Annotated in this window: 19 protein-coding genes and 1 tRNA gene; 10 read left to right on the top strand and 10 right to left on the bottom strand. The window is 63.9% G+C overall.

Annotated features, from left to right (window positions below; genetic code table 11):
• Positions 1-40: 40 nt before the first annotated feature.
• A tRNA-Phe gene (locus ACLB1G_RS23085) sits at positions 41-116 on the bottom strand.
• A gap of 76 nt (positions 117-192) precedes the next feature.
• Between ACLB1G_RS23085 and ACLB1G_RS23080 the strand changes: the two genes are divergently transcribed.
• From ACLB1G_RS23080 to ACLB1G_RS23050, 7 genes are all read left to right on the top strand, one after another.
• Complete coding sequence (locus ACLB1G_RS23080; RefSeq protein WP_491629594.1) at positions 193-1,428, top strand: FAD-dependent monooxygenase; 1,236 nt, start codon at positions 193-195, stop codon at positions 1,426-1,428.
• A 31-nt stretch (positions 1,429-1,459) separates the two neighbouring features.
• Positions 1,460-2,185 carry a DsbC family protein gene (locus ACLB1G_RS23075; RefSeq protein WP_491629593.1) on the top strand — a complete coding sequence of 242 codons (726 nt, stop codon included), beginning with the start codon at positions 1,460-1,462 and terminating at the stop codon, positions 2,183-2,185.
• A gap of 101 nt (positions 2,186-2,286) precedes the next feature.
• A complete protein-coding gene (locus ACLB1G_RS23070) occupies positions 2,287-2,745 on the top strand; it encodes a (2Fe-2S)-binding protein (RefSeq protein WP_491629592.1) in 459 nt (152 codons plus the stop codon).
• 11 nt (positions 2,746-2,756) lie between these two features.
• Entirely contained in the window at positions 2,757-4,979 is a 2,223-nt protein-coding gene (locus tag ACLB1G_RS23065) for a xanthine dehydrogenase family protein molybdopterin-binding subunit (RefSeq protein WP_491629591.1), read from the top strand.
• 130 nt (positions 4,980-5,109) lie between these two features.
• On the top strand, positions 5,110-5,676 hold the full coding sequence (locus tag ACLB1G_RS23060) for a nucleotidyltransferase family protein (protein WP_491629590.1): 567 nt from the start codon (positions 5,110-5,112) through the stop codon (positions 5,674-5,676).
• Positions 5,677-5,711: 35 nt separating this feature from the next.
• Positions 5,712-7,535, top strand: a complete 1,824-nt coding sequence (locus ACLB1G_RS23055; protein ID WP_491629589.1) for a M61 family metallopeptidase — start codon at positions 5,712-5,714, stop codon at positions 7,533-7,535.
• A gap of 188 nt (positions 7,536-7,723) precedes the next feature.
• The gene (locus ACLB1G_RS23050) at positions 7,724-8,905 is read left to right on the top strand and encodes a GGDEF domain-containing protein (RefSeq protein ID WP_491629588.1); all 1,182 of its coding nucleotides are present in this window, start codon (positions 7,724-7,726) and stop codon (positions 8,903-8,905) included.
• A gap of 103 nt (positions 8,906-9,008) precedes the next feature.
• On the opposite strand, the gene trpC is transcribed toward ACLB1G_RS23050, so the two are convergent.
• The 7 genes from trpC to rpe all read right to left on the bottom strand — a co-directional run bounded on the left by trpC (position 9,009) and on the right by rpe (position 15,348).
• Entirely contained in the window at positions 9,009-9,809 is an 801-nt protein-coding gene (trpC, locus tag ACLB1G_RS23045) for an indole-3-glycerol phosphate synthase TrpC (protein ID WP_491629587.1), read from the bottom strand.
• Positions 9,810-9,829: 20 nt separating this feature from the next.
• Complete coding sequence (locus tag ACLB1G_RS23040) at positions 9,830-10,471, bottom strand: LysE family translocator (RefSeq protein WP_491629586.1); 642 nt, start codon at positions 10,469-10,471, stop codon at positions 9,830-9,832.
• A gap of 122 nt (positions 10,472-10,593) precedes the next feature.
• Complete coding sequence (gene trpD / locus ACLB1G_RS23035; RefSeq protein ID WP_491629585.1) at positions 10,594-11,625, bottom strand: anthranilate phosphoribosyltransferase; 1,032 nt, start codon at positions 11,623-11,625, stop codon at positions 10,594-10,596.
• A gap of 77 nt (positions 11,626-11,702) precedes the next feature.
• Entirely contained in the window at positions 11,703-12,269 is a 567-nt protein-coding gene (locus ACLB1G_RS23030) for an anthranilate synthase component II (RefSeq protein ID WP_491629584.1), read from the bottom strand.
• Position 12,270: 1 nt separating this feature from the next.
• Entirely contained in the window at positions 12,271-13,767 is a 1,497-nt protein-coding gene (gene trpE / locus ACLB1G_RS23025; protein WP_491629583.1) for an anthranilate synthase component I, read from the bottom strand.
• A gap of 217 nt (positions 13,768-13,984) precedes the next feature.
• Entirely contained in the window at positions 13,985-14,680 is a 696-nt protein-coding gene (locus ACLB1G_RS23020) for a phosphoglycolate phosphatase (RefSeq protein ID WP_491629644.1), read from the bottom strand.
• Between the two features lie 2 nt (positions 14,681-14,682).
• Positions 14,683-15,348: a ribulose-phosphate 3-epimerase gene (gene rpe, locus ACLB1G_RS23015; protein WP_491629582.1), complete on the bottom strand. Its 666-nt coding sequence runs from the start codon at positions 15,346-15,348 to the stop codon at positions 14,683-14,685.
• A gap of 154 nt (positions 15,349-15,502) precedes the next feature.
• On the opposite strand from rpe, the gene apaG reads away from it, so the two are divergent.
• Both apaG and mltA read left to right on the top strand, forming a co-directional pair.
• On the top strand, positions 15,503-15,877 hold the full coding sequence (gene apaG, locus ACLB1G_RS23010; RefSeq protein ID WP_491629581.1) for a Co2+/Mg2+ efflux protein ApaG: 375 nt from the start codon (positions 15,503-15,505) through the stop codon (positions 15,875-15,877).
• A gap of 123 nt (positions 15,878-16,000) precedes the next feature.
• Positions 16,001-17,218, top strand: a complete 1,218-nt coding sequence (gene mltA, locus ACLB1G_RS23005; protein ID WP_491629580.1) for a murein transglycosylase A — start codon at positions 16,001-16,003, stop codon at positions 17,216-17,218.
• A 65-nt stretch (positions 17,219-17,283) separates the two neighbouring features.
• On the opposite strand, the gene ACLB1G_RS23000 is transcribed toward mltA, so the two are convergent.
• Positions 17,284-17,721, bottom strand: a complete 438-nt coding sequence (locus ACLB1G_RS23000) for a universal stress protein (protein WP_491629579.1) — start codon at positions 17,719-17,721, stop codon at positions 17,284-17,286.
• Between the two features lie 63 nt (positions 17,722-17,784).
• Positions 17,785-19,098 carry an MFS transporter gene (locus ACLB1G_RS22995; RefSeq protein WP_491629578.1) on the bottom strand — a complete coding sequence of 438 codons (1,314 nt, stop codon included), beginning with the start codon at positions 19,096-19,098 and terminating at the stop codon, positions 17,785-17,787.
• Between the two features lie 72 nt (positions 19,099-19,170).
• Between ACLB1G_RS22995 and ACLB1G_RS22990 the strand changes: the two genes are divergently transcribed.
• Positions 19,171-19,947 (top strand): enoyl-CoA hydratase, encoded by a 777-nt coding sequence (locus tag ACLB1G_RS22990; RefSeq protein WP_491629577.1) that lies wholly within the window; start codon positions 19,171-19,173, stop codon positions 19,945-19,947.
• Positions 19,948-20,226: the final 279 nt, after the last annotated feature.

Raw genomic sequence — 20,226 nt, 5'->3', positions numbered from 1 at the left:
GAACAAAAAACGCCACCCGAAGGTGGCGTTTGCGTATTCTTGGTGGCCCGGGGCGGAATCGAACCACCGACACAAGGATTTTCAGTCCTCTGCTCTACCAACTGAGCTACCAGGCCAAGAGGCAGCATTATAGCATGGCCGCGCGCGATTGCAATGGCAATTTTCCGCCACCTTAGCCGCTATAATGGCCGGATGAACAATCCATCCCAGCTCGCGGCGCAGCGCGTCACCGACAGCGAGATTTGCATCGTTGGCAATGGCGCCATTGCCAAGACGGCCGCCCTGGCGTTTGCCCAGGCGGGATTGACAGTGACCCTGCTTACGCCGCCGGCGCCATCGGCCCAGCCGCCGGCCGCCGGAGCGCCGGCCGCCAATCCCGGCTGGGACGCCCGCGTCTACGCCCTCAACCACACCGCCCACAAGCTGCTGTCCTCGCTCAAGGTGTGGGGCGCGCTGGACGCCGGCCGGGTGGCGCCGGTGGACGCCATGCTGGTGCACGGCGACGGCCCGCACGCGGGCGGCCTGGCCTTCGACGCCTACGGCGCCCACACCACCAACCTGGCCTGGATACTGGAAGACCGCAACCTGAACCAGGCCCTGGACGCGGCCCTGCGCTTCGCCCAGAACGTGAGCACGGTCTCCGGGCGCGCCATCGCCCTGTTGCGCGACGAGCGCCATGCCAGCGTGCAGCTGGCCGACGGCGGCGCCGTGCGCGCCCAGCTGGTGGTGGGCGCCGACGGCGCCGAATCCTGGGTGCGCGGCCAGTGCGATATCGGCCTCGATTACCGCACTTACGGCCAGCGCGCCGTGGTGGCCAACTTCGCCTGCGAAAAGCCGCACCACGGCGCCGCCCACCAGTGGTTCACCGGCTGCGACGGCATCGTCGCGCTGCTGCCGCTGCCCGGCAACCAGGTATCGCTGGTGTGGTCGGCGCCGGAGGCCCTGGCCGACACCCTGCGCGCCGGCAGCGCCGACGAGCTGGCGCAGCGCCTGGCCGTCTACGCCGATGAAAAACTGGGCAAGCTCACCCCGCTGCAGCCGGAGCTGGTGCGCGATTTCCCGCTGCGCCTGATCCGTCCGCACCAATTGATTTCGCCGCGTGTGGCCCTGGTGGGCGACGCCGCCCACGTGGTCCATCCGCTGGCCGGCCACGGCATGAACCTGGGCTTTGCCGACGTGGCCGACCTGGTGCGCGTGATCGGCGAACGCGAAGCGCAGCGCGGCATCGCCGACGAGCGCGTGCTGGCGCGCTACCAGCGCGCGCGCAAGGAGGAGGTGGCCCTGATGATGCTCACCACCGACGGCCTGGCGCGCCTGTTCGGCGCGGATCTGGAGCCGCTGCGCGCGGTTCGCAATTTCGGATTAAACTTGCTGGATAAATTGCCCGTATTGAAGCGCCGCCTGATTTCCCACGCCATGGGCAGGTAGCGCGGCCTGTAGAAGTATCACCGGAGAAGTCATGAGATTGAGTAAGACCGTTTTGCTGCTGTTGTCGGCCCTGATGGCCTCCTGCGTCGGCGCCGAGACGCCCACCGAGGAAACCATCAAGAAACTGGTGGAGCCGCGCCTGGGCGACGGCGCCAAGATCGATTCGGTCAAGGAGACGCCCTACGGCGGCCTGTACGAAATCCGCGTCGGCGGCGACATCCTGTATGCCGACAAGACCGGCACCTATCTGTTCTCCGGGAATATCTACAACCTGAAGACCAACGCCAACCTGACCAAGGACCGCATCGACGAGATCAACAAGATCAAGTTCTCCGACCTGCCTCTCAACCAGGCCATGAAGACGGTCAAGGGCAACGGCAAGCGCGTGATCGCCATCTTCGAGGATCCCAACTGCGGCTACTGCAAGCGCTTCCGCCAGACCACGCTCAAGGAACTGGACAACGTGACGGTCTATACCTTCATGTACAACATCCTGGCCGAGGATTCCTTCACCAAGTCGAAGAACATCTGGTGCGCGCCGGACCGCAACAAGGCCTGGGACGACTGGATGGTGTCCGGCAAGCCGGCCCCCGTCGCGCCGGCCAACTGCGCCACCCCGAACGAACAAGTGCTGGAGCTGGGCCGCAAGCTGCGCATCACCGGCACACCGTCCATTTTCTTCGCCGACGGCAGCCGGGTGCCGGGTGCGATCGACCTAAAGTCGCTGGAAGACAAGCTGGCCACCGTCAAGCAATAAGCACCATATAAAAGCGGAAGTGCGATCCGCTGCCGCATTCGGCGTACCCCACTGGGTGCGCCGTTTTTACGCCTAGTCACTCCAATCCAAGGGAGATATGCATGATCACTCTGAACATCAACGGCAAAGACACGCAGCTGGACGCCGATCCATCCACCCCCATCCTGTGGGCCCTGCGCGATAACCTCAACATGACCGGCACCAAGTTCGGCTGCGGCGCGGCCCTGTGCGGCGCATGCACCGTGCACCTGGGCGGCCAGCCCATCCGCTCCTGCGTGACGCCGATTTCGGCCGCCGTCGGCCAGAAGATCACCACCATCGAAGCCATGGAGCACGACAAGGTCGGCAAGGCCGTGCAGGAGGCCTGGGTCAAGCTGGACGTGCCGCAATGCGGCTACTGCCAGAGCGGCCAGATCATGAGCGCCACGGCCCTGCTGCGCACCAACAAGAAGCCCAGCGACGCCGACATCGACAACGCCATGTCCGGCAATATCTGCCGCTGCGGCACTTATCAACGCATCCGCGCCGCCATCAAGGACGCGGCCAAAGCCATCGCCTGAGGAGAGCCAGCATGCGTATCGAATGGATCAACCAGGAAGCCCTGGCCGGCGCCGCCGCGCCTGTGGAAGCTGGCGGCGTGTCGCGCCGCGCCTTCATGAAAACCGGCGCGGTGGCCGGCGCCGGCCTGGTGCTGGGCTTCTTCCTGCCGGCAGGCGGCCGTTTCGCGCGCGCCCAGCAGCAGGCCGCCAAGACCTATGAACCGAACGCCTTCCTGCACATCGCGCCGGACAACACGGTGACCGTGCAGGTCAACCGCCTGGAATTCGGCCAGGGCGTGCAGACCGCGCTGCCCATGATGATCTGCGAGGAGCTGGATGCCGACTGGAGCCAGATGCGCGGCGCCCTGGCGCCGGCCGGCGAAGCCTATAAAGACCCGGCCTTCGGCATCCAGATCACGGGCGGCTCCGGCACCGTGGCCCACTCGTACACCCAGTACCGCGAGATCGGCGCCCGCGCCCGCGCCATGCTGGTGGCCGCCGCCGCCGAACAGTGGAAGGTGCCGGCCGGGCAGATCAAGACGTCCAGGGGCGTGGTCACCGGCCCCGCCGGCCAGAAAGCCACGTATGGCGAACTGGCCGACGCCGCCATGAAGCAGCCGCTGCCCGCCAGCGTCACGCTCAAGGACCCGAAACAGTTCACCATTATCGGCAAGCCGGTCAAGCGCCTGGACGCGCGCCTGAAATCCAGCGGCAAGCAGCAGTTCGGCATGGACTTCAAGGCCCCCAACAGCAAGGTGGCCGTGGTGGCGCGTCCGCCGGTGTTCGGCGCCAAGGTGGCCAAGCTGGACGCCAGCAAGGCCAAGGCCATCAAGGGCGTGATCGAGGTGCTGCCGGTCTCCACCGACCGCGGCGGCAATGGCGTGGTGGTGATCGCCGAGGGCTACTGGCCCGCCAAGCAGGGCCGCGACGCGCTGCTGATCGAGTGGGATACCAGCGGCGTGGAGAAGGTCAGCACCGCCCAGCAGTTTGCCGATTACAAGGAGCTGGCCAAACAGCACGGCAAGGTCTCCAAACAGGCCGACATCTCCAAGCTGGGCTCGGCGCCGAAGAAAATCAACGCGGTCTACGAATTCCCCTACCTGGCGCACGCGCCCATGGAACCGCTGAACGCCGTGATCGATCTGCGCGCCGATGGCGCCACCGTGTGGGCCGGCTCGCAATTCCAGACCGTGGACCAGGCCGCGATTGCCGCCACCCTGGGCTTCAAGCCGGAGCAGGTCACGCTCAACACCATGATGGCCGGCGGCGGTTTCGGCCGCCGCGCCGTGCCGACCTCGGACTACCTGGTGGAAGCGGCCAACATCGCCAAGGTGTGGCGCGCCGCCGGAAAGACCGATCCGGTGAAAGTGATCTGGAGCCGCGAGGATGACATCAAGGGCGGCTACTACCGCCCGGCCCACGTGCACAGCGCCCAGATCGGCCTGGACGACAAGGGCAATATCGTGGCCTGGGACCATGTCATCGTCGGCCAGTCCATCGTCACCGGCACCCCGTTCGAAGGCATGATGGTCAAGAACGGCGTGGACGCCACCATGGTCGAAGGCATGGGCGAACCGTATGAAGTGCCGCTCAACCTCACCGCGCACACGGTCAAGGCCAATGTGCCGGTGCTGTGGTGGCGCTCGGTGGGCTCCACCCACACCGCCTTCGTGATGGAGACCCTGATTGACGAGGCGGCCGCCGCCGCCAAGGCCGATCCGGTGGCCTACCGCAAGAAGCTGTTCGGCGAGAAGGCTACCCGCCACCACGCGGCGCTGGATCTGGTGGTGGCCAAGTCCGGCTACGGCAAGAAGCAGCTGCCCAAGGGGCAGGCCTGGGGCGTAGCCGTGCACGAATCGTTCAACACCGTGGTCGCTTATGTGGTGACGGCCTCCGTCAAGGATGGCGCGCCCAGGCTGCACAAGGTCTACGCGGGCGTCCACTGCAACCAGCCGGTCAACCCGCTCACCATCGAAGCGCAGATCCAGGGCGCGGCGCTGATGGGCCTGGGCATGACCCTGCCGGGCGCGCAAATCACCTTGAAGGATGGCGTGGTCGAGCAGCAGAACTTCAGCGACTACGTGGTGGCGCGCATGACCGACATGCCGGCCATCGAAGTGCACATCGTGCCTTCGAACGAAGCGCCGACCGGCATGGGCGAACCCGGCCTGCCGCCGCTGGCGCCGGCCTTTGCCAACGCCTTGTTCAAGCTGACCGGCAAGCGGCTGCGCAAGCTGCCATTCGACCTGGCTTGACGGCCAGGCCGTCGCTACCGCGCATACGGTGGCCCATGCTGACTATGCGGCCACCTGCCATGCCCGCGGCGCGCCAGGTCAGCATGGGTAGCCGGCGGGTACGACGGCACCCGACCTTGATGGGATATCCATGCCACTAACCGGCATCCTTCTCGCCGCTGGACGGGGCAAGCGCTTCGATCCCAGCGGCCGCTTGAACAAGCTGCTGCAGCCGTTGCCGGACGGTGATCCGGTGGTGGCGGCCAGCGCGCGCAAGCTCCTGGCGGCCGTGCCGCGCGTGATTGCCGTGGTCCGTCCCGGCGACGACCAGGCCGCGGCCCTGCTGGGCAGGCTGGGCTGCGAAGTGCGTGTCTGCGAGGATGCCGACACCGGCATGGCCGCTTCGCTCACCCTGGCCATCGCACACACCAGGGCCGCTGAAGGCTGGCTGATCGCCCTGGGCGACATGCCGCACGTGCGCCCGGACACCATGCGCCGCCTGGCGCAGGCCATCGCCGCCGGCGCCCACATCGCCGCCCCTGTGCACCAGGGCCGGCGCGGCAATCCGGTGGCCTTCAGCGCCCATCATTTGCCGCTGCTGCTGGCGCTGGACGGCGACCAGGGCGCGCGCGCCATCCTGCGCAGCCATCCGGTGGCCGACATCGCCGTGGACGATCCCGGCATTTTGCACGACATCGATACCCCCGCCGACCTGTAGAATCTCATTCATCTGAGCCCGCCACCGAGACCAAGATGAAAAAAAACAGCAAGAACTATCCGGCCGTCGCCTACACCATCGTCGGCCACGACCTGCCCGCCCACCTGTACCACGTCACCCTGACCGTGGATGCGCCCGATCCGGCCGGCCAGGTGCTCGCGCTGCCGGCCTGGATTCCGGGCAGCTACATGATCCGCGAATTCTCGCGCAACATCGTGCGCATCCGCGCCGAATCCGGCGGCCAGCCGGTGGCGCTCACCAAGCTGGACAAGCACTCCTGGCAGGCCGCGCCGCTCAAGGACCCCAACGCCAGCCTGACCTTGCATTACGAAGTCTACGCCTGGGACCTGTCGGTGCGCGCCGCCCACCTGGACCGCAACCATGGCTTCTTCAACGGCACCAGCGTATTCCTGCGGGTGCTGGGCCGCGAGCACGAGGCCCACGTGGTCGACATCCAGCGCCCGGCCGATGAAGCGGCCCGCAGCTGGCGCGTGGCCACCGCTCTGCCCGAACTGAAGGCGCGCCGTTATGGTTTTGGCACCTATATCGCGTCCGACTACGATGAGTTGATCGACCATCCGGTGGAAATGGGCGACTTCGCCCTGGCCACTTTCAAGGCCCATGGGGTCCCACACGACATCGTGATCAGCGGCCGGGTACCCAACCTGGACCTTCCGCGCCTGTGCGCCGACCTCAAGGCCATCTGCGAAGCGCAGATTTCCTTCTTCGAGCCGCATACCCACAAGGCGCCCATGGACCGCTACGTGTTCCTCACCCTGGCCGTGGGCGATGGCTACGGCGGCCTGGAGCACCGCGCCTCGACCGCGCTGATTTGCTCGCGCGCCGACCTGCCGACCACGGCCGCCGGCAGGAACCAGGACATCAGCGACGGTTACCTGCAATTCCTGGGACTGTGCAGCCATGAATATTTCCACACCTGGAATGTAAAGCGCATCAAGCCTGCCGTATTTTCCCCTTACGATTACCAGGTGGAGAATTACACCCCGCTGCTGTGGCTGTTCGAGGGTTTCACCAGTTATTACGACGATTTAATGCTGGCGCGCGCCGGCCTGATTGGCGAGCCGGCTTATTTCAAGCTGGTGGCCAAGACCATAGGCGGTGTATTACGCGGATCGGGACGTACCAAGCAAAGCGTGGCGGATTCCAGCTTCGACGCCTGGGGTAAATATTATCGCCAGGATGAAAATGCGCCCAATGCCATCATCAGTTATTACACCAAAGGTTCATTGATAGGCCTCGCGCTGGATTTGACCATACGCTCCAAAACGGGCGGCAGTAAATCGCTGGATGATGTGATGCGGGCTTTATGGACTCGCTATGGCCGCGACTTTTATCCGGAAGGCACCCACGGCGTCACGCCTGCGGAAGTCGAAGCTTTGTTCGATGAAATTGCCGGTGTACGCCTCAAGCCCTTCTTCGATAAATATGTACGCGGCACCGAAGATCTACCTTTGGCGAAATTGCTGGCGCCGTTTGGTGTTAAATATGTGGACGAGCGTAAGTCTGCCAAGCCCAGCCTGGATGCGAATCTGGGCAAGGATGGCAATGACTGTAAATTATCCGTAGTCCATGAAGGCGGCGCCGCCCACAGGGCCGGCTTGTCGGCGGGAGATATATTGGTGGCGGTGGATGGCCTGCGCGTTACCGCCACCAATCTGGATAATCTGCTGTCGCGTTACGCGGTGGGCCAGGAAGTGCAGATCCATGCTTTCCGCCGCGATGAGTTGCAGGTATATAAAGCGGTGCTGCAAGGCGACCGCGTGCCCGCCATTTCCCTCACGCTGGACGCCAGCGGCAAGAAGTTCAGCGGACCGCCGCGCCCCAGCGCCGCCAGCTGAGTTCAGCCCGTCCCTCCAACCACCCATCCCCTTAGCGGGACAGGGTGGTTTTTTTTCGCCATTTCATGCCAGAAATTGGCTTGTAAAAGCCAGATTCGAGTTTGAACTGGTAAATTCTGTTCTGTACCTGCGATTCTTGACGTGTGGCAATGCGGTACAATCGGGGGCGTCCCTTCAGCTTGCTCATCATGCGTCTCGATCCTTCCACCATCATCGTCATGTCCACTGTCATCGGTGGCGCCCTGGCCATGGTGCTGTTCGCCGCGTATCGCAGCTTTCCCCATGAAATAAAAGGATTGAAGGAATGGGCCCAGGGCATAGCATTGCTGTTCGCATGCGCATTTGTTTTCGCGGCCCGTTATATACCGGGCGTGCCGGAAGCTGTTTCCCTGTTACCCGGTAATGCGCTGTTTTTCTGGGGTATAGGCTTGACCATGATAGGCACCGAGCTGTTTTACGGCCGAAGGCCTAGCTGGCGCGCATTTCATGTGGTGTGGATATGCGGGGTATTGGGACTGGCTTATTACATGCTGGTGGAGCACGACGTTAAAATGCGGGTGGCGATCGCCTCATTCGGTACCATATTGTTTTATTTGCGCTTGCTGCACCTGGTATGGAAATCCGGCGACCGCCATATTTCATCGATGATATTCGGTGGATTATTGCTCATGCAGACTACGGTAGTATGTGTACGCGGTCTGATGGCGGCCGCCAGGACTGGACAGGTGGACCTGGCCCAGCCCGGGGTATTTGTCGAGATGTATATGGCCGCGAGCAATTTCATTACCTTGATGCTGACAGTATCGTTCATGCTGCTGGCGACACGTCGCCTGCAAGTCACGCTGGAATTGCGTTCCACGCTGGATCCCCTGACCCAGGTATTGAACCGTCGGGGATTTGCCGATGTCTATGGCCGCGAACGGGCATTATTGAAGCGCGAGGCCGGCATGATGTCGCTGCTCAGCATAGACCTCGATTATTTCAAGGCCATTAATGACCGCCACGGCCATGCAGTGGGAGACAAGGTATTGGTCGAAGTGGCCCGAATTATCCGCAAGGTATTGCGCAGCTCCGATCACCTTGCCCGTTTTGGCGGCGAGGAGTTTGTCGTGTTGCTGCCGGATACCGGCCTGGAGCGCGCCCAGGCCATTGCCGAGCGCATCCGCGAGGCCCTGAAAAAGCCCAAGGGCGGTGCTGAACGCGACATACCCTGCTGCACCGCCAGCATGGGCATCGCCTGCCAGACCGGCGGCGCCGAAGACCTTGATGATATTTTGATACGTTCGGACCGGGCCCTGTACCGCGCCAAGGAGCGCGGCCGCGACCGCATCGAACTGGCTGACCCGGCCCCCTTGCGGGCTGTAGCCTAAGAATCCGTTTCAAAATGAGCAGGGCTAGGCGCGGCCAAGGCCGGGGCGACGCAGACAGTGCGCGTGTACGGCAGGGAGCGGCAACGACGCCATGGTCCGGGTTCTACGCGAACAGGCGGCGCAGTTCCGTGCCCGGATCGGGCGCGCGCATGAAGGCTTCGCCGACCAGGAAGGCGTTCACGCCGGCGGCGCGCATGCGCTGTACGTCTTCCGGCACCATGATGGCCGATTCGGTCACCACCAGCTTGTCGGCCGGGACCCGGTCCAGCAGGCCCAGGGTGGTCTCCAGCGAGGTCTCGAAGGTACGCAGGTTGCGGTTGTTGATGCCGACCAGGCGCGTTTTCAGGCGCAGCGCGGCGTCCAGTTCCGCACCGTCGTGCACTTCCACCAGCACATCCATGCCCAATTCATGGGCGCAGGCTTCCAGCTCCGCCATCAGGCCGTGGTCCAGCGCAGCCACGATCAGCAGGATGCAGTCGGCCCCCATGGCGCGCGCCTCGTACACCTGGTACAGGTCGACCATGAAGTCCTTGCGCAGCACCGGCAGGGTGCAGGCGGCGCGCGCCTGCTTCAGGTAGTCCACGGAACCCTGGAAGAACTGCTGGTCGGTCAGCACCGACAAACAGGAAGCGCCGCCGGCCGCATAGCTGACGGCGATATCGGCCGGGCGGAAGTCGGCCCGTATCACGCCCTTGGAGGGCGATGCCTTCTTCACTTCGGCGATGATGCCGGCCCGGCCAGCGGTGATGGTGGTGCGCAGGCTGGCCTCGAAGCCGCGCAGGCCGGCGCGCAGCTCGGCGTTGCTCTCGACCTCGGCGCGCAGGCTGGCGTAGCCCTGGCGTTTCTGCGCGGCGGCCACTTCTTCGGCTTTCACCGCCAGGATTTTGTTCAGGATGTCGGACATGATGGATACCGGAGTTAAATTCAGTGTTGTTCTGACAGCGCCAGGCGCGCGCCCAAGGCCAGGAACAGGCCGCCCGTGACACGCTTGAGCCACAGCGCCACCAGCGGCTGCACTTTCAGGCGCGCCGAGGCGAACGCCGTGAACACGGCCAGGCCATTACACCACAACATGCCGTTGAAGTTGAAAATGCAGCCCAGGAGGATAAAGGCCAGCGGCTTGCTGCTGGAATCGGCCGAAATAAATTGCGGCACAAACGCCAGGAAAAACAGCGCCACCTTGGGATTGAGCACATTGGTCAGGAAGCCCTGCAAGTAGATGCGGCCATAGGGCAGGTTGGACGGGGCCGGCGCATCGGCCTCGGGAGCCTGGTCCCGCAGCCGGCTGCGCAGCATGCCGACACCCACATAGACGATGTAGGCCGCACCCACCCACTTCACCACCGCGAAGGCGGCGGCGGAAGCGGACAGCAGCGCCGACAAGCCCAGCGCCGCCGCCAGGATGTGCACCATGGTGCCCGAGCCTATGCCCAGGGCCGCAGCGCAGCCGGCGCGCCAGCCCTGGGTAGCGCTGCGCGCCATGATCAGCAGTGAGTCCGGGCCCGGCATGATGTTGAGCAGCAGCCCGGATATAATGAACAACGGTAGATCGTGTATGCCAAACATAGGTAGTGATTGCGGATGTCATGGTTAGCGGCCCGTGTGCGTCATTCCCGCGCACGCGGGAATCCATGCTGAGCCGGCCGGCGCGCTCAGTATGGGCACCCGCGTGCGCGGGTGCGACCATGTCAGCGTCCCAGCGCCTGCGTCACCTGGACAAACTGGGCGATCTTCTGCAGCGCCGCGCCTGACTGTATCGCCTGGCGCGCGCGCTGCAAGCCATCCTCGATGGAACTGGCCACGCCGGCCGCATACAGCGCCGTGCCGGCGTTCAGGCTGACGATGTCGTAGGCCGGTCCCGGTTCGCCGCGCAGCGCTTCCATCATTTTCGCCTTGGACTCGGCGGCGTCGGCCACCTTCAGGTTGCGGCTGGCCGTCATCTGCAGGCCGAAGTCTTCCGGATGGATCTCGTATTCGCGGATTTCGCCGTTGATCAGTTCACCGACCAGGGTGCCGGCGCCCAGCGACACTTCATCCATGTTGTCGCGGCCATACACCACCACCGCGTGCTGGGCGCCCAGGCGCTGCAGTACGCGCACCTGGATGCCGACCAGGTCGGCGTGGAACACGCCCATCAGGATATTCGGCGCGCCGGCCGGATTGGTCAGCGGTCCCAGGATGTTGAAGATGGTGCGCACGCCCAGCTCCTTGCGCACCGGCGCCGCATGCTTCATGGCGGCGTGGTGGTTGGGGGCGAACATGAAGCCGATGCCGGTCTGGGCGATCGATTGCGCGATCTGTTCGGGCTTGAGGTTGATGTTGGCGCCCAGCGATTCGATCACGTCGGCGCTGCCGGACGAGGACGACACGCTGCGCCCGCCATGCTTGGCCACGCGCGCCCCGGCGGCGGCGGCCACGAACATGGAGGCGGTCGAGATATTGAAGGTGTGCGCGCCGTCGCCGCCGGTGCCGACGATGTCGAGCAGGTTGGTGGTGTCGGCCATCGGCACCTTGGTCGAGAATTCGCGCATCACCTGGGCGGCGGCGGCGATTTCGCCTATGGTTTCCTTTTTCACGCGCAGGCCCATGGTCAGGGCCGCGATCATGGCGGGCGACATTTCGCCGGACATGATCTGGCGGAACAGGTGCAGCATCTCGTCGTGGAAGATCTCGCGGTGTTCTATGCAGCGCAGCAGTGCTTCTTGATGGGTGATGGGCATGGCGATTCCTTGTTCTTCAATGTAGGCGCAGACGGCGGGAACAGCGTGAGGCGGCGCTCAACAAAAGCGCCGGGCGCTCACACCCGTTCCAGGAAGTTTTTCAGCAGTGCGTGGCCGTGTTCGGACAGGATGGACTCGGGGTGGAACTGCACGCCCTCGATGTCGTACTCCTTGTGCCGCACGCCCATGATTTCACCGTCGTCGGTCCATGCCGTCACTTCCAGGCAGTCGGGCAGCGTGCTGCGCTCGATCGCCAGCGAGTGGTAGCGTATCACCGTGAATGGCGTGGGCAGGTTGTGGAACACGCCCTCGCCGGTATGTGCGATTGAAGAAGTTTTGCCATGCATGACCTGCTTGGCGCGTATCACCTTGCCGCCGAAGGCCTCGCCTATGGCCTGGTGGCCCAGGCACACGCCCAGGATGGGCTTTTTGCCGGCGAAGTGCTTGAGCACGGCGATCGAAATGCCGGCCTGCGCCGGGTCCTTGGGGCCGGGCGAGATGCAGATGCGGTCCGGGTCCAGGGCCTCGATTTCGGCAATGGTGATTTCATCGTTGCGGTACACCCGCACGTCCTCGCCCAGCTCGCCGAAATACTGCACGATGTTGTAGGTGAAGGAGTCGTAGTTGTCGATCATCAGCAGCATCTTAGATCTCCCCATCCAGGCCGTCTTGCACTTGTTCGGCGGCGCGCAGCACGGCGCGCGCCTTGTTTTCAGTTTCCTGCCATTCCATCTCGGGGATGGAATCGGCCACGATGCCGGCCGCGGCCTGCACGTACAGGGTGCCGTCCTTGATCACGCCGGTGCGGATGGCGATCGCCAGGTCCATCTCGCCGCTGAACGACAGGTAGCCGCAGGCGCCGCCATAGATGCCGCGCTTGGAGATTTCCAGCTCGTCGATGATTTCCATGGCGCGCACCTTGGGCGCGCCGGTCAGGGTGCCGGCCGGGAAGGTGGCGCGCAGCACGTCCAGGTTGGTCAGGCCTTCCTTCAGCGTGCCCTCCACATTGGAAACGATGTGCTGCACGTGCGAGTACTTCTCGATCACCAGGCGGTCGGTCACCTTGACGCTGCCGGTCTCGGAGATGCGGCCCAGGTCATTGCGCGCCAGGTCGATCAGCATCACGTGTTCGGCGATCTCCTTGGGATCGGCCAGCAGTTCCCTGGCCAGCGCCTCGTCGCGCTCCGGCGTAGCGCCGCGCGGGCGGGTGCCGGCGATGGGGCGCAGCGTGACTTTCTTCTGGCCGTCGGCCGCGGTTTCCTGGCGCACCAGGATCTCGGGCGAGGCGCCGACGATCTGCAGGTCGCCGTAGTTGTAGTAGTACATATACGGCGACGGGTTCAGCGAGCGCAGCGCGCGGTACAGCGACAGCGGCGAATCCACGTAGGGCTTGCGGATGCGCTGGCCGATCTGCACCTGCATCAAGTCGCCGGCCATCACGTATTCGTGGGCGCGGTCCACTGCTTTCAGGTAGTCGGCCTTGTCGAATTCGCGCACGGCTTCGGTGCGCACCGAGGCGGTGGTGACCGGGAGGTCGACACTGCGGCGCAGCAGCACGCGCAAGTCCTTCAGGCGCTGGCGCGCCTTGCTGTAGGCCTCGGGCTGCGAGGGGTCGGCGTACACGATCAGGTACAGCTTGCCGGACAGGTTGTCGATGACGGCCAGTTCTTCGGTCAGCATCATCTGGATGTCGGGCAGGCCCAGGTCATCCTTGGGCTGGCTGTGGGCCAGCGTTTTTTCGATGTGGCGCACGGCGTCGTAGCCGAAGTAGCCGGCCAGGCCGCCGCAGAAGCGCGGCAGTCCCGGACGCAGCGCCACCTTGAAGCGCGACTGGTAAGCCTGGATGAATTCCAGCGGATTGCCTTCGTGGGTCTCGATGACCGCCCCGTCTTTCAGGATCTCGGTCACGCGGCCGCTATTGCGCAGCACGGTTTTGGCGGGCAGGCCGATGATGGAATAGCGCCCGAAGCGCTCGCCGCCCACCACCGACTCCAGCAGGAAGGTGTTCCTGCCGCTGTTCTGCGACTGGGCCAGCTTCAGGTACAGGGTAAGCGGGGTTTCCAGGTCGGCGAAGGCTTCGGCAATCAGCGGAATGCGGTTGTAGCCCTCGTTGGCCAACGATTTGAATTCGAGTTCGGTCATGTGTGCTCTCCATGCCGCCCGTGATGGGTGCGGGTGTGCGCGGGGCGGCTAGCGGGTCAAAAAACCTGTCGCGGCAAGATGCGGCGACAGCAATCGTATGCGGCTCAGTTGTGCCAGGATTGCCAGCGTCGCCACAGCCAGGCCTCAAGCGGGCCGGTTGCGTTGACGTTGTGTTTTTTGATGGGAGACATTTCGATGTGGTGGTTCAGCGAACGGGTTAATTTGACACTGCGTTATGCGAACGAATCTGATGTGCCGCTTCCAGCAGCGTGGCTACTATACCATCGGAATCGGTGTCGTGTATAGATTCGCCGTGATTGTAACCATAAGGCACGTTCAGGACCGGGCAGCCTGCGGCGCGCGCGGCCTGGGCGTCATTGGATGAATCGCCGATGGCCACCACCTGGGCCGGGGCCAGCCCGAACTGCTGGCAGACCGTGGTCAGCGGCAGCGGGTCGGGCTTCTTGCGCGGCAGCGAATCGCCGCCGTAGACCAGCTCGAAGTAGCCATCCAGGCCTTTTTGCTGGAGCAGCGGGGTGGTGAAGGCGATCGGCTTGTTGGTCACGCAGGCCAGGCGCAGGCCCTGGGCGCGCATGGCCTCCAGCCCGGCCTTGACGTCCGGGTACAGGGTGCTGTGCTGGCCGTTGATGGCCAGGTAGTGGCGCTGGTAGGCCTCCATGGCGGCCGCGAAACGCTGTTCCACCTCGGCCGCGTCGTAGTCCAGGGCCAGTACGCTGCGGATCAGGTGCTCCGAGCCCTTGCCCACCATGAGTTCTATCTGCCGCTGGCTGATGGGCGCCAGTCCCAGCTCGGCGCGCATGCCGTTCAGGGCCACCTGGAAGTCGGGGAGGGTGTCCAGCATGGTGCCATCGAGGTCGATGATGGCGGCGCGCACGCCGGCCAGGACGCCCATGCTCATACGGTCGCCAGCTGGGCGCGCATGGCGTCGATCACGGCTTTGTAGTCCGGCTTGCCGAAGATGGCGGAACCGGCCACGAAGGTGTCGGCGCCGGCTGCGGCTGCGGCGGCGATGTTCTCGATCTTGATGCCGCCATCGACTTCCAGCAGGATGTCGCGGCCCGATTCATCGATCTTGCGGCGCGCCAGCGCGATTTTCTTGAGGGCCTCGGGAATGAAGGACTGGCCGCCGAAGCCGGGATTGACGGACATGATGAGTATCATGTCGATCTTGTCCATCACGTGGTCCAGGTAGTGCAACGGGGTGCCGGGATTGAATACCAGGCCGGCCTTGCAGCCGTTATCGCGTATCAGCTGCAGCGAGCGGTCGATGTGCTCCGACGCTTCCGGGTGGAAGGTGATGATGTTGGCGCCTGCCTTGGCGAAATCGGGAATGATGCGGTCCACCGGTTTGACCATCAGGTGCACGTCGATGGGCACTTGCACGTGCGGGCGTATCGCTTCGCATACCAGCGGGCCTATGGTCAGGTTGGGCACATAGTGGTTGTCCATCACGTCGAAGTGGATGATGTCGGCGCCTGCGCTGACGACATTGCGGACTTCCTCGCCCAGGCGGGCGAAGTCGGCGGACAGGATGCTGGGGGCGATGCGGTAGGTGGTCATGATGGTGCCGGCAGTAGCTTGTGTTTGAAAAAGATGCGCTATTTTAGTCCAATTGGCGTATCACCTTGCATCCGGCCCCGATTTCGGGTGCAATGGAGGATGGGCACAGGGCCCGGGCGCCGACGCCTTTCTTTAGCTTTAAGGAATCTTCTTGATGGCCACTTATGAATTCACGGTGTCGGTACGCACCCAATATTTGCCGGAGCAGTCCGATCCGGAGCGCACCAACTTCGTGTTCACCTATTCAATCACGATCAAGAATACCGGCACGGTCGCGGCCCAGCTGATTTCGCGCCATTGGGTCATCACGGACGCCAACAATCACATAGAGGAAGTGCGCGGCCTGGGCGTGGTCGGCCATCAGCCCTTGCTGCAGCCGGGCGAACAGTTCGAATACACCAGCGGCACCGCGCTGCAGACCCCGCAGGGTTCCATGCAGGGCGAGTATTTCTGCGTGGCCGAGGATGGCCACCAGTTCGAAGCGCCCATCCCGGAATTCGTGCTGTCCTTGCCGCGCACCCTGCACTAATTATTCTGGTCTTCAGGCCGTTTGGGTTTCTTCCTGGGTGGATACATGGTCCACCAGACGATGAAGACCAGCAGGAACAGGGCCACGATGGCTTCCAACATTAATACCCACATAGCTATCCTTATGTCATTTATCCGCAGTACCGTACCACTCACAATAATTGCCCTGGCGCTGGCCGCCTGTACTTCCACCCCGCTGCCGCGCGACAGCCAGATGCCGCCGCCGGTCGGCCCCACCCCGGCGCCGGCGCCAACCCAGGCTCCCACTCCGGCGCCGCCGCCTGCGCCCAAGCCCACGGCCTTGCAGCTGGTTCCTGGCAGTTTCGCCGATCTGCCGGGCTGGGACAAGGACGATCTGCGCGCCGCCTGGCCAGCCTTCCTGTCGTCCTGCAGCGTGCTGTCCAAGCAGCCGGCCTGGAAAGAGAGCTGCGGCATCGCCCGCACCGTCAATGCCAATGACGAGCGCGCCATCCGCACCTTTTATGAAGCGTTCCTGCAGCCCAACCGCGTGATCGCGCCCGACGGCGCCACCGACGGCCTGGTCACCGGCTATTACGAGCCGCTGCTGCGCGGCGCCCGCAAGAAGGGCGGCCCGTATCAAACCCCGCTGTTCAAGGTGCCGGACGACATGATCACGGTGGACCTGGCCAGCGTCTACCCCGAACTGAAAGGCATGCGGCTGCGCGGCAAGCTGGTCGGCAAGAAGCTGGTGCCTTACGCCACCCGCGCCGATATCGAGCGCGGCGACTTCGCCGGCAAGGAGTTGCTGTGGGTGGACGATCCGGTCGAATCCTTCTTCCTGCAGGTGCAGGGATCGGGCCGGGTGCAGCTGACCGATACCCAGGAAACCGTGCGCGTGGCTTATGCCGACCAGAACGGCCATCCCTACAAATCGATCGGCAAATACCTGGTGGAGAAGGGCGAGCTGACCGTGGAACAGGCTTCGGCCCAGGGCATCAAGGCCTGGATCGCCGGCCATCCGACCCGCATGCAGGAACTGTTCAACGTGAATCCCAGCTATGTGTTCTTCCGCGAGGAGAAGCTGCCTGATCCCAAGGTGGGGCCGAAAGGTTCGCTGGGCGTGCCGCTGACGCCGCAGCGTTCGGTGGCGGTGGACGCCACCCAGCTGCCGCTAGGAGCGCCCATCTTCCTGTCCACCACCCAACCCAACAGCGATATCCCGCTGCAGCGCCTGGTCATGGCCCAGGATACGGGCGGCGCCATCCGTGGCGCCATCCGTATCGATTACTTCTTCGGCTTCGGCACCGAGGCCGCCGAAAACGCCGGCCGCATGAAGCAGCGCGGCAGCGTATGGGTGCTGCTGCCGAAGACCACTAATTAGAGGCTGATTCCAAACGAGCGTGGCGAGGCGCCGCAACGCTGCCATGGTCGTTTCGAAGCGGCCTTCTAACGCAGGACCAATACCGGCAGCGAGGTGTGGGTCAGCACCTTGTCCGACTCGCTGCCCAGGAAGAAGCGGTTCAGGCCGCTGCGGCCGTGCGAGGCGATCACGATGATGTCGCACTGGTGCTTGCCGGCGGCCGCCACGATTTCTTCATACGGGCTGGGCGACAGCGTGATGACGCCCTCGAACGGCACCTCGGCGGCGCGCGCGGCGGTCGCCACCTTTTCCAGGGCCTTCTTGCCCGCTTCCTCCAGCTGGTTTTCAAACTGGCCCGCATCCAGCGCCACGCCGCTGTCGCCCAGGGTGGGCATGGGCAGCGGCTGTATCACATAGATGCTGACGATGCGCGCCTGGTTCAAGCGTGCGAACTGGATCACGGTATCGATGGCGTGGTTGGACAGCTCGGAGCCGTCGGTGGGGAACAGGATGGTGTGGAACATGGCTTTCTCCCGGTTATGCGGTTATGAGTGAGCGTAATGTTTAACCAAGCTCTCCGGCGCACGTTATGCGGGCTGGGGGACGTTGGCCCGGATGGCCTGCGAGCTGGCCATGGCCAGTGTCAGGATGATACCGCCGGCGCCTATGCAGAACAAACCGGTGCGCACGCCGAAATGGTCGGCGATGTAGCCTGCCGACAGCGCTCCCAGCGGCGCTGTCGCCACGGTCAGGAAGCGCATGCTGGAAATCATGCGGCCGAGCAGCTCGTCCGGCGTCACCTTCTGGCGCAGCGTCATATATGGCATGAAGAACAGCATCACGCCGCAATCGATGCAGAATGACAGCGCGGCGCAGGCCGCCAGGGTGAACTGGGTATTGCCGAATAGCCGGGGTGGCACCATGGGCGCCATGGCGAAGCCGACGGCGGTTGCCCCTACGCCGATCAGCATGGTGGCGCCAGGGCCGTAGCGCTTGTTGAGTGGCTTGAGCAGCAGCGAACTGGCCAGCACCCCGGCCCCGCCCAGGGTGTTGATCACGCCCAGCATGCCCGGACTCATGCCCAGGGTGCGAGTGCCATACAGGATGGACAGGGCGCCGTAGCCATAGAACAGGAAATGCCAGCAGCCCGCGCCCCAGGCCAGGCTGCGCAGCAGGGGCTGGCTCCAGACAAAGGCCAGTCCATCGCGCACGTCACGCAAGGGATGCTTGTCGGACGGCGCCGGCTGCGGATCGCGGTTGCGGATGCGGCGCAGGTTCAGCACGGAGACCACGAAACCGCAGGCATTGAGCAGCACGGCGTAGGGCGCCGACAGCCACTGCACCAGCAGGCCGGCCACACCGGGCGCCAGCAGGCGCGAGGCGGAATCGGTGGCGGCGAACTTGGCCTGCGCGTCGATCAGCTTGTCGCGCCCGACCAGGAAGGTGAGGAAAATCTGGTCGGCGCCGCCACCCACCACTGAGCAGATGCCGAGGATGAAGGAGGTGGTGTACATCCAGTGGATGGACAGCAGGCCCAGCCACCATGCCAGCGGGATGCTGGCCAGCGTCAGGCCCTGTATGGTCTCGCTGACCAGCAGCAGCGGGAATTTGCGGTTACGGTCCAGGAACACGCCGGCCGGCAATGCGAACAGGGCGAACGGAATGGCCTGGCAGGCCACCAGGGTGCCCATCTCGGCTGGCGTGGCTTTCAGCAGCACGGCTGCGCACAGCGGCAGGGCCAGGGCGCTGACATAGCTGCCGAAGCCGTTCAGCACACTGCTGAACCACCAGCGGCGGAAATCCACATTGCGCAGCAGTTCGTCGCCGCTTATTTTTTCGGAAAGATAACGGCGGAAAGCGGTATAGATGATGGGCTCGGCATGGAAGAGTGCGGCTTCCAATAATACCAGTGCCACCTCGGGCCATATAGGGTATAAACGCTACATTTATCCGATTCCACTATGGAGGCTGCGATGCAATATGAAGACCTGATCGTCGAAGTGCACGGCAAGGTGGCGCTGGTGCGCCTGAACCGTCCCAAGGCCCTGAATGCGCTCAACGACCGCATGATGAACGAGCTGGGCGTGGCGCTGGCCGGGTTCGACGCCGACCCTGGCATTGGTTGCATCGTGCTGGGCGGCAGCGAGAAAGCGTTTGCGGCGGGCGCCGACATCGCCGCCATGGTGGACTACACCTTTGTCGATACCTATCGAGACAACTACATCACCCGCAACTGGGAGCACGTGCTGCGCGTGCGCAAGCCGGTGATCGCGGCCGTGGCCGGCTACGCCCTGGGCGGTGGCTGCGAATTGGCCATGATGTGCGACTTCATCATCGCGGCCGACAGCGCCAAGTTCGGCCAGCCGGAAATCAAGATCGGCGTGCCGCCCGGCGCCGGCGCCACCCAGCGCCTGCCGCGCGCCATCGGCAAGGCCAAGGCCATGGACATGCTGCTGACCGCGCGCACCATCGATGCGGCCGAGGCCGAGCGCATCGGCCTGGTGTCGCGCGTAGTCCCGGCCGACAAGCTGACCGAGGAAGTGCTGGCCGTGGCCACGCAGATCGCCTCCATGCCGACCTCGGTGGCCATGATGGTCAAGGAGTGCGTGAACCGCGCCTTTGAATCACCGCTCAGCGACGGCGTCAGCTATGAGCGTCGTCTGTTCCAAGCCGCCTTCGGTACGCCGGCCCAACAAGAAGGTATGCACGCCTTCCTGGAAAAACGCTTGCCAAACTACGACGGCCTTTGATATGATTCTGTCCCTCGCAAAGTCCTTCAGAGCAGTGCGATGAAGGACGAGAGTTAGCGAGACGAAACAAAGGGGTTGACGAGTTATACGAAACACGACATAATCTCGCTTCTCTGCTGCAGGACAAAACGCTCCGCAGCAAACGCAGTACCGAATGAGTTCTTTAACAATTTACAGTCGATAAGTGTGGACGTTTGATGAGGTGCACGCGCAGTCTACGGATGGCGCGAAACTTAAAAAATCAAATGTTCACAAAAAGTATTGAAGTCAGTATTTTGA

It is taken from the genome of Duganella kummerowiae, from assembly GCF_053572355.1.
Note: the sequence above shows the minus strand (reverse complement) of the source record. Positions and strands in the feature narration are given on the sequence as shown.

Excerpts from the sequence above, each read along its gene's own strand:
- ACLB1G_RS23080 (WP_491629594.1), top strand. The coding sequence starts at position 193 with ATGAACAATCCATCCCAGCTCGCGGCGCAGCGCGTCACCGACAGCGAG.
- ACLB1G_RS23075 (WP_491629593.1), top strand. The coding sequence starts at position 1,460 with ATGAGATTGAGTAAGACCGTTTTGCTGCTGTTGTCGGCCCTGATGGCC.
- ACLB1G_RS23070 (WP_491629592.1), top strand. The coding sequence starts at position 2,287 with ATGATCACTCTGAACATCAACGGCAAAGACACGCAGCTGGACGCCGAT.
- ACLB1G_RS23065 (WP_491629591.1), top strand. The coding sequence starts at position 2,757 with ATGCGTATCGAATGGATCAACCAGGAAGCCCTGGCCGGCGCCGCCGCG.
- ACLB1G_RS23060 (WP_491629590.1), top strand. The coding sequence starts at position 5,110 with ATGCCACTAACCGGCATCCTTCTCGCCGCTGGACGGGGCAAGCGCTTC.
- ACLB1G_RS23055 (WP_491629589.1), top strand. The coding sequence starts at position 5,712 with ATGAAAAAAAACAGCAAGAACTATCCGGCCGTCGCCTACACCATCGTC.
- ACLB1G_RS23050 (WP_491629588.1), top strand. The coding sequence starts at position 7,724 with ATGCGTCTCGATCCTTCCACCATCATCGTCATGTCCACTGTCATCGGT.
- trpC (WP_491629587.1), bottom strand. The coding sequence starts at position 9,809 with ATGTCCGACATCCTGAACAAAATCCTGGCGGTGAAAGCCGAAGAAGTG.
- ACLB1G_RS23040 (WP_491629586.1), bottom strand. The coding sequence starts at position 10,471 with ATGTTTGGCATACACGATCTACCGTTGTTCATTATATCCGGGCTGCTG.
- trpD (WP_491629585.1), bottom strand. The coding sequence starts at position 11,625 with ATGCCCATCACCCATCAAGAAGCACTGCTGCGCTGCATAGAACACCGC.
- ACLB1G_RS23030 (WP_491629584.1), bottom strand. The coding sequence starts at position 12,269 with ATGCTGCTGATGATCGACAACTACGACTCCTTCACCTACAACATCGTG.
- trpE (WP_491629583.1), bottom strand. The coding sequence starts at position 13,767 with ATGACCGAACTCGAATTCAAATCGTTGGCCAACGAGGGCTACAACCGC.
- ACLB1G_RS23020 (WP_491629644.1), bottom strand. The coding sequence starts at position 14,680 with ATGGGCGTCCTGGCCGGCGTGCGCGCCGCCATCATCGACCTCGATGGC.
- rpe (WP_491629582.1), bottom strand. The coding sequence starts at position 15,348 with ATGACCACCTACCGCATCGCCCCCAGCATCCTGTCCGCCGACTTCGCC.
- apaG (WP_491629581.1), top strand. The coding sequence starts at position 15,503 with ATGGCCACTTATGAATTCACGGTGTCGGTACGCACCCAATATTTGCCG.
- mltA (WP_491629580.1), top strand. The coding sequence starts at position 16,001 with ATGTCATTTATCCGCAGTACCGTACCACTCACAATAATTGCCCTGGCG.
- ACLB1G_RS23000 (WP_491629579.1), bottom strand. The coding sequence starts at position 17,721 with ATGTTCCACACCATCCTGTTCCCCACCGACGGCTCCGAGCTGTCCAAC.
- ACLB1G_RS22990 (WP_491629577.1), top strand. The coding sequence starts at position 19,171 with ATGCAATATGAAGACCTGATCGTCGAAGTGCACGGCAAGGTGGCGCTG.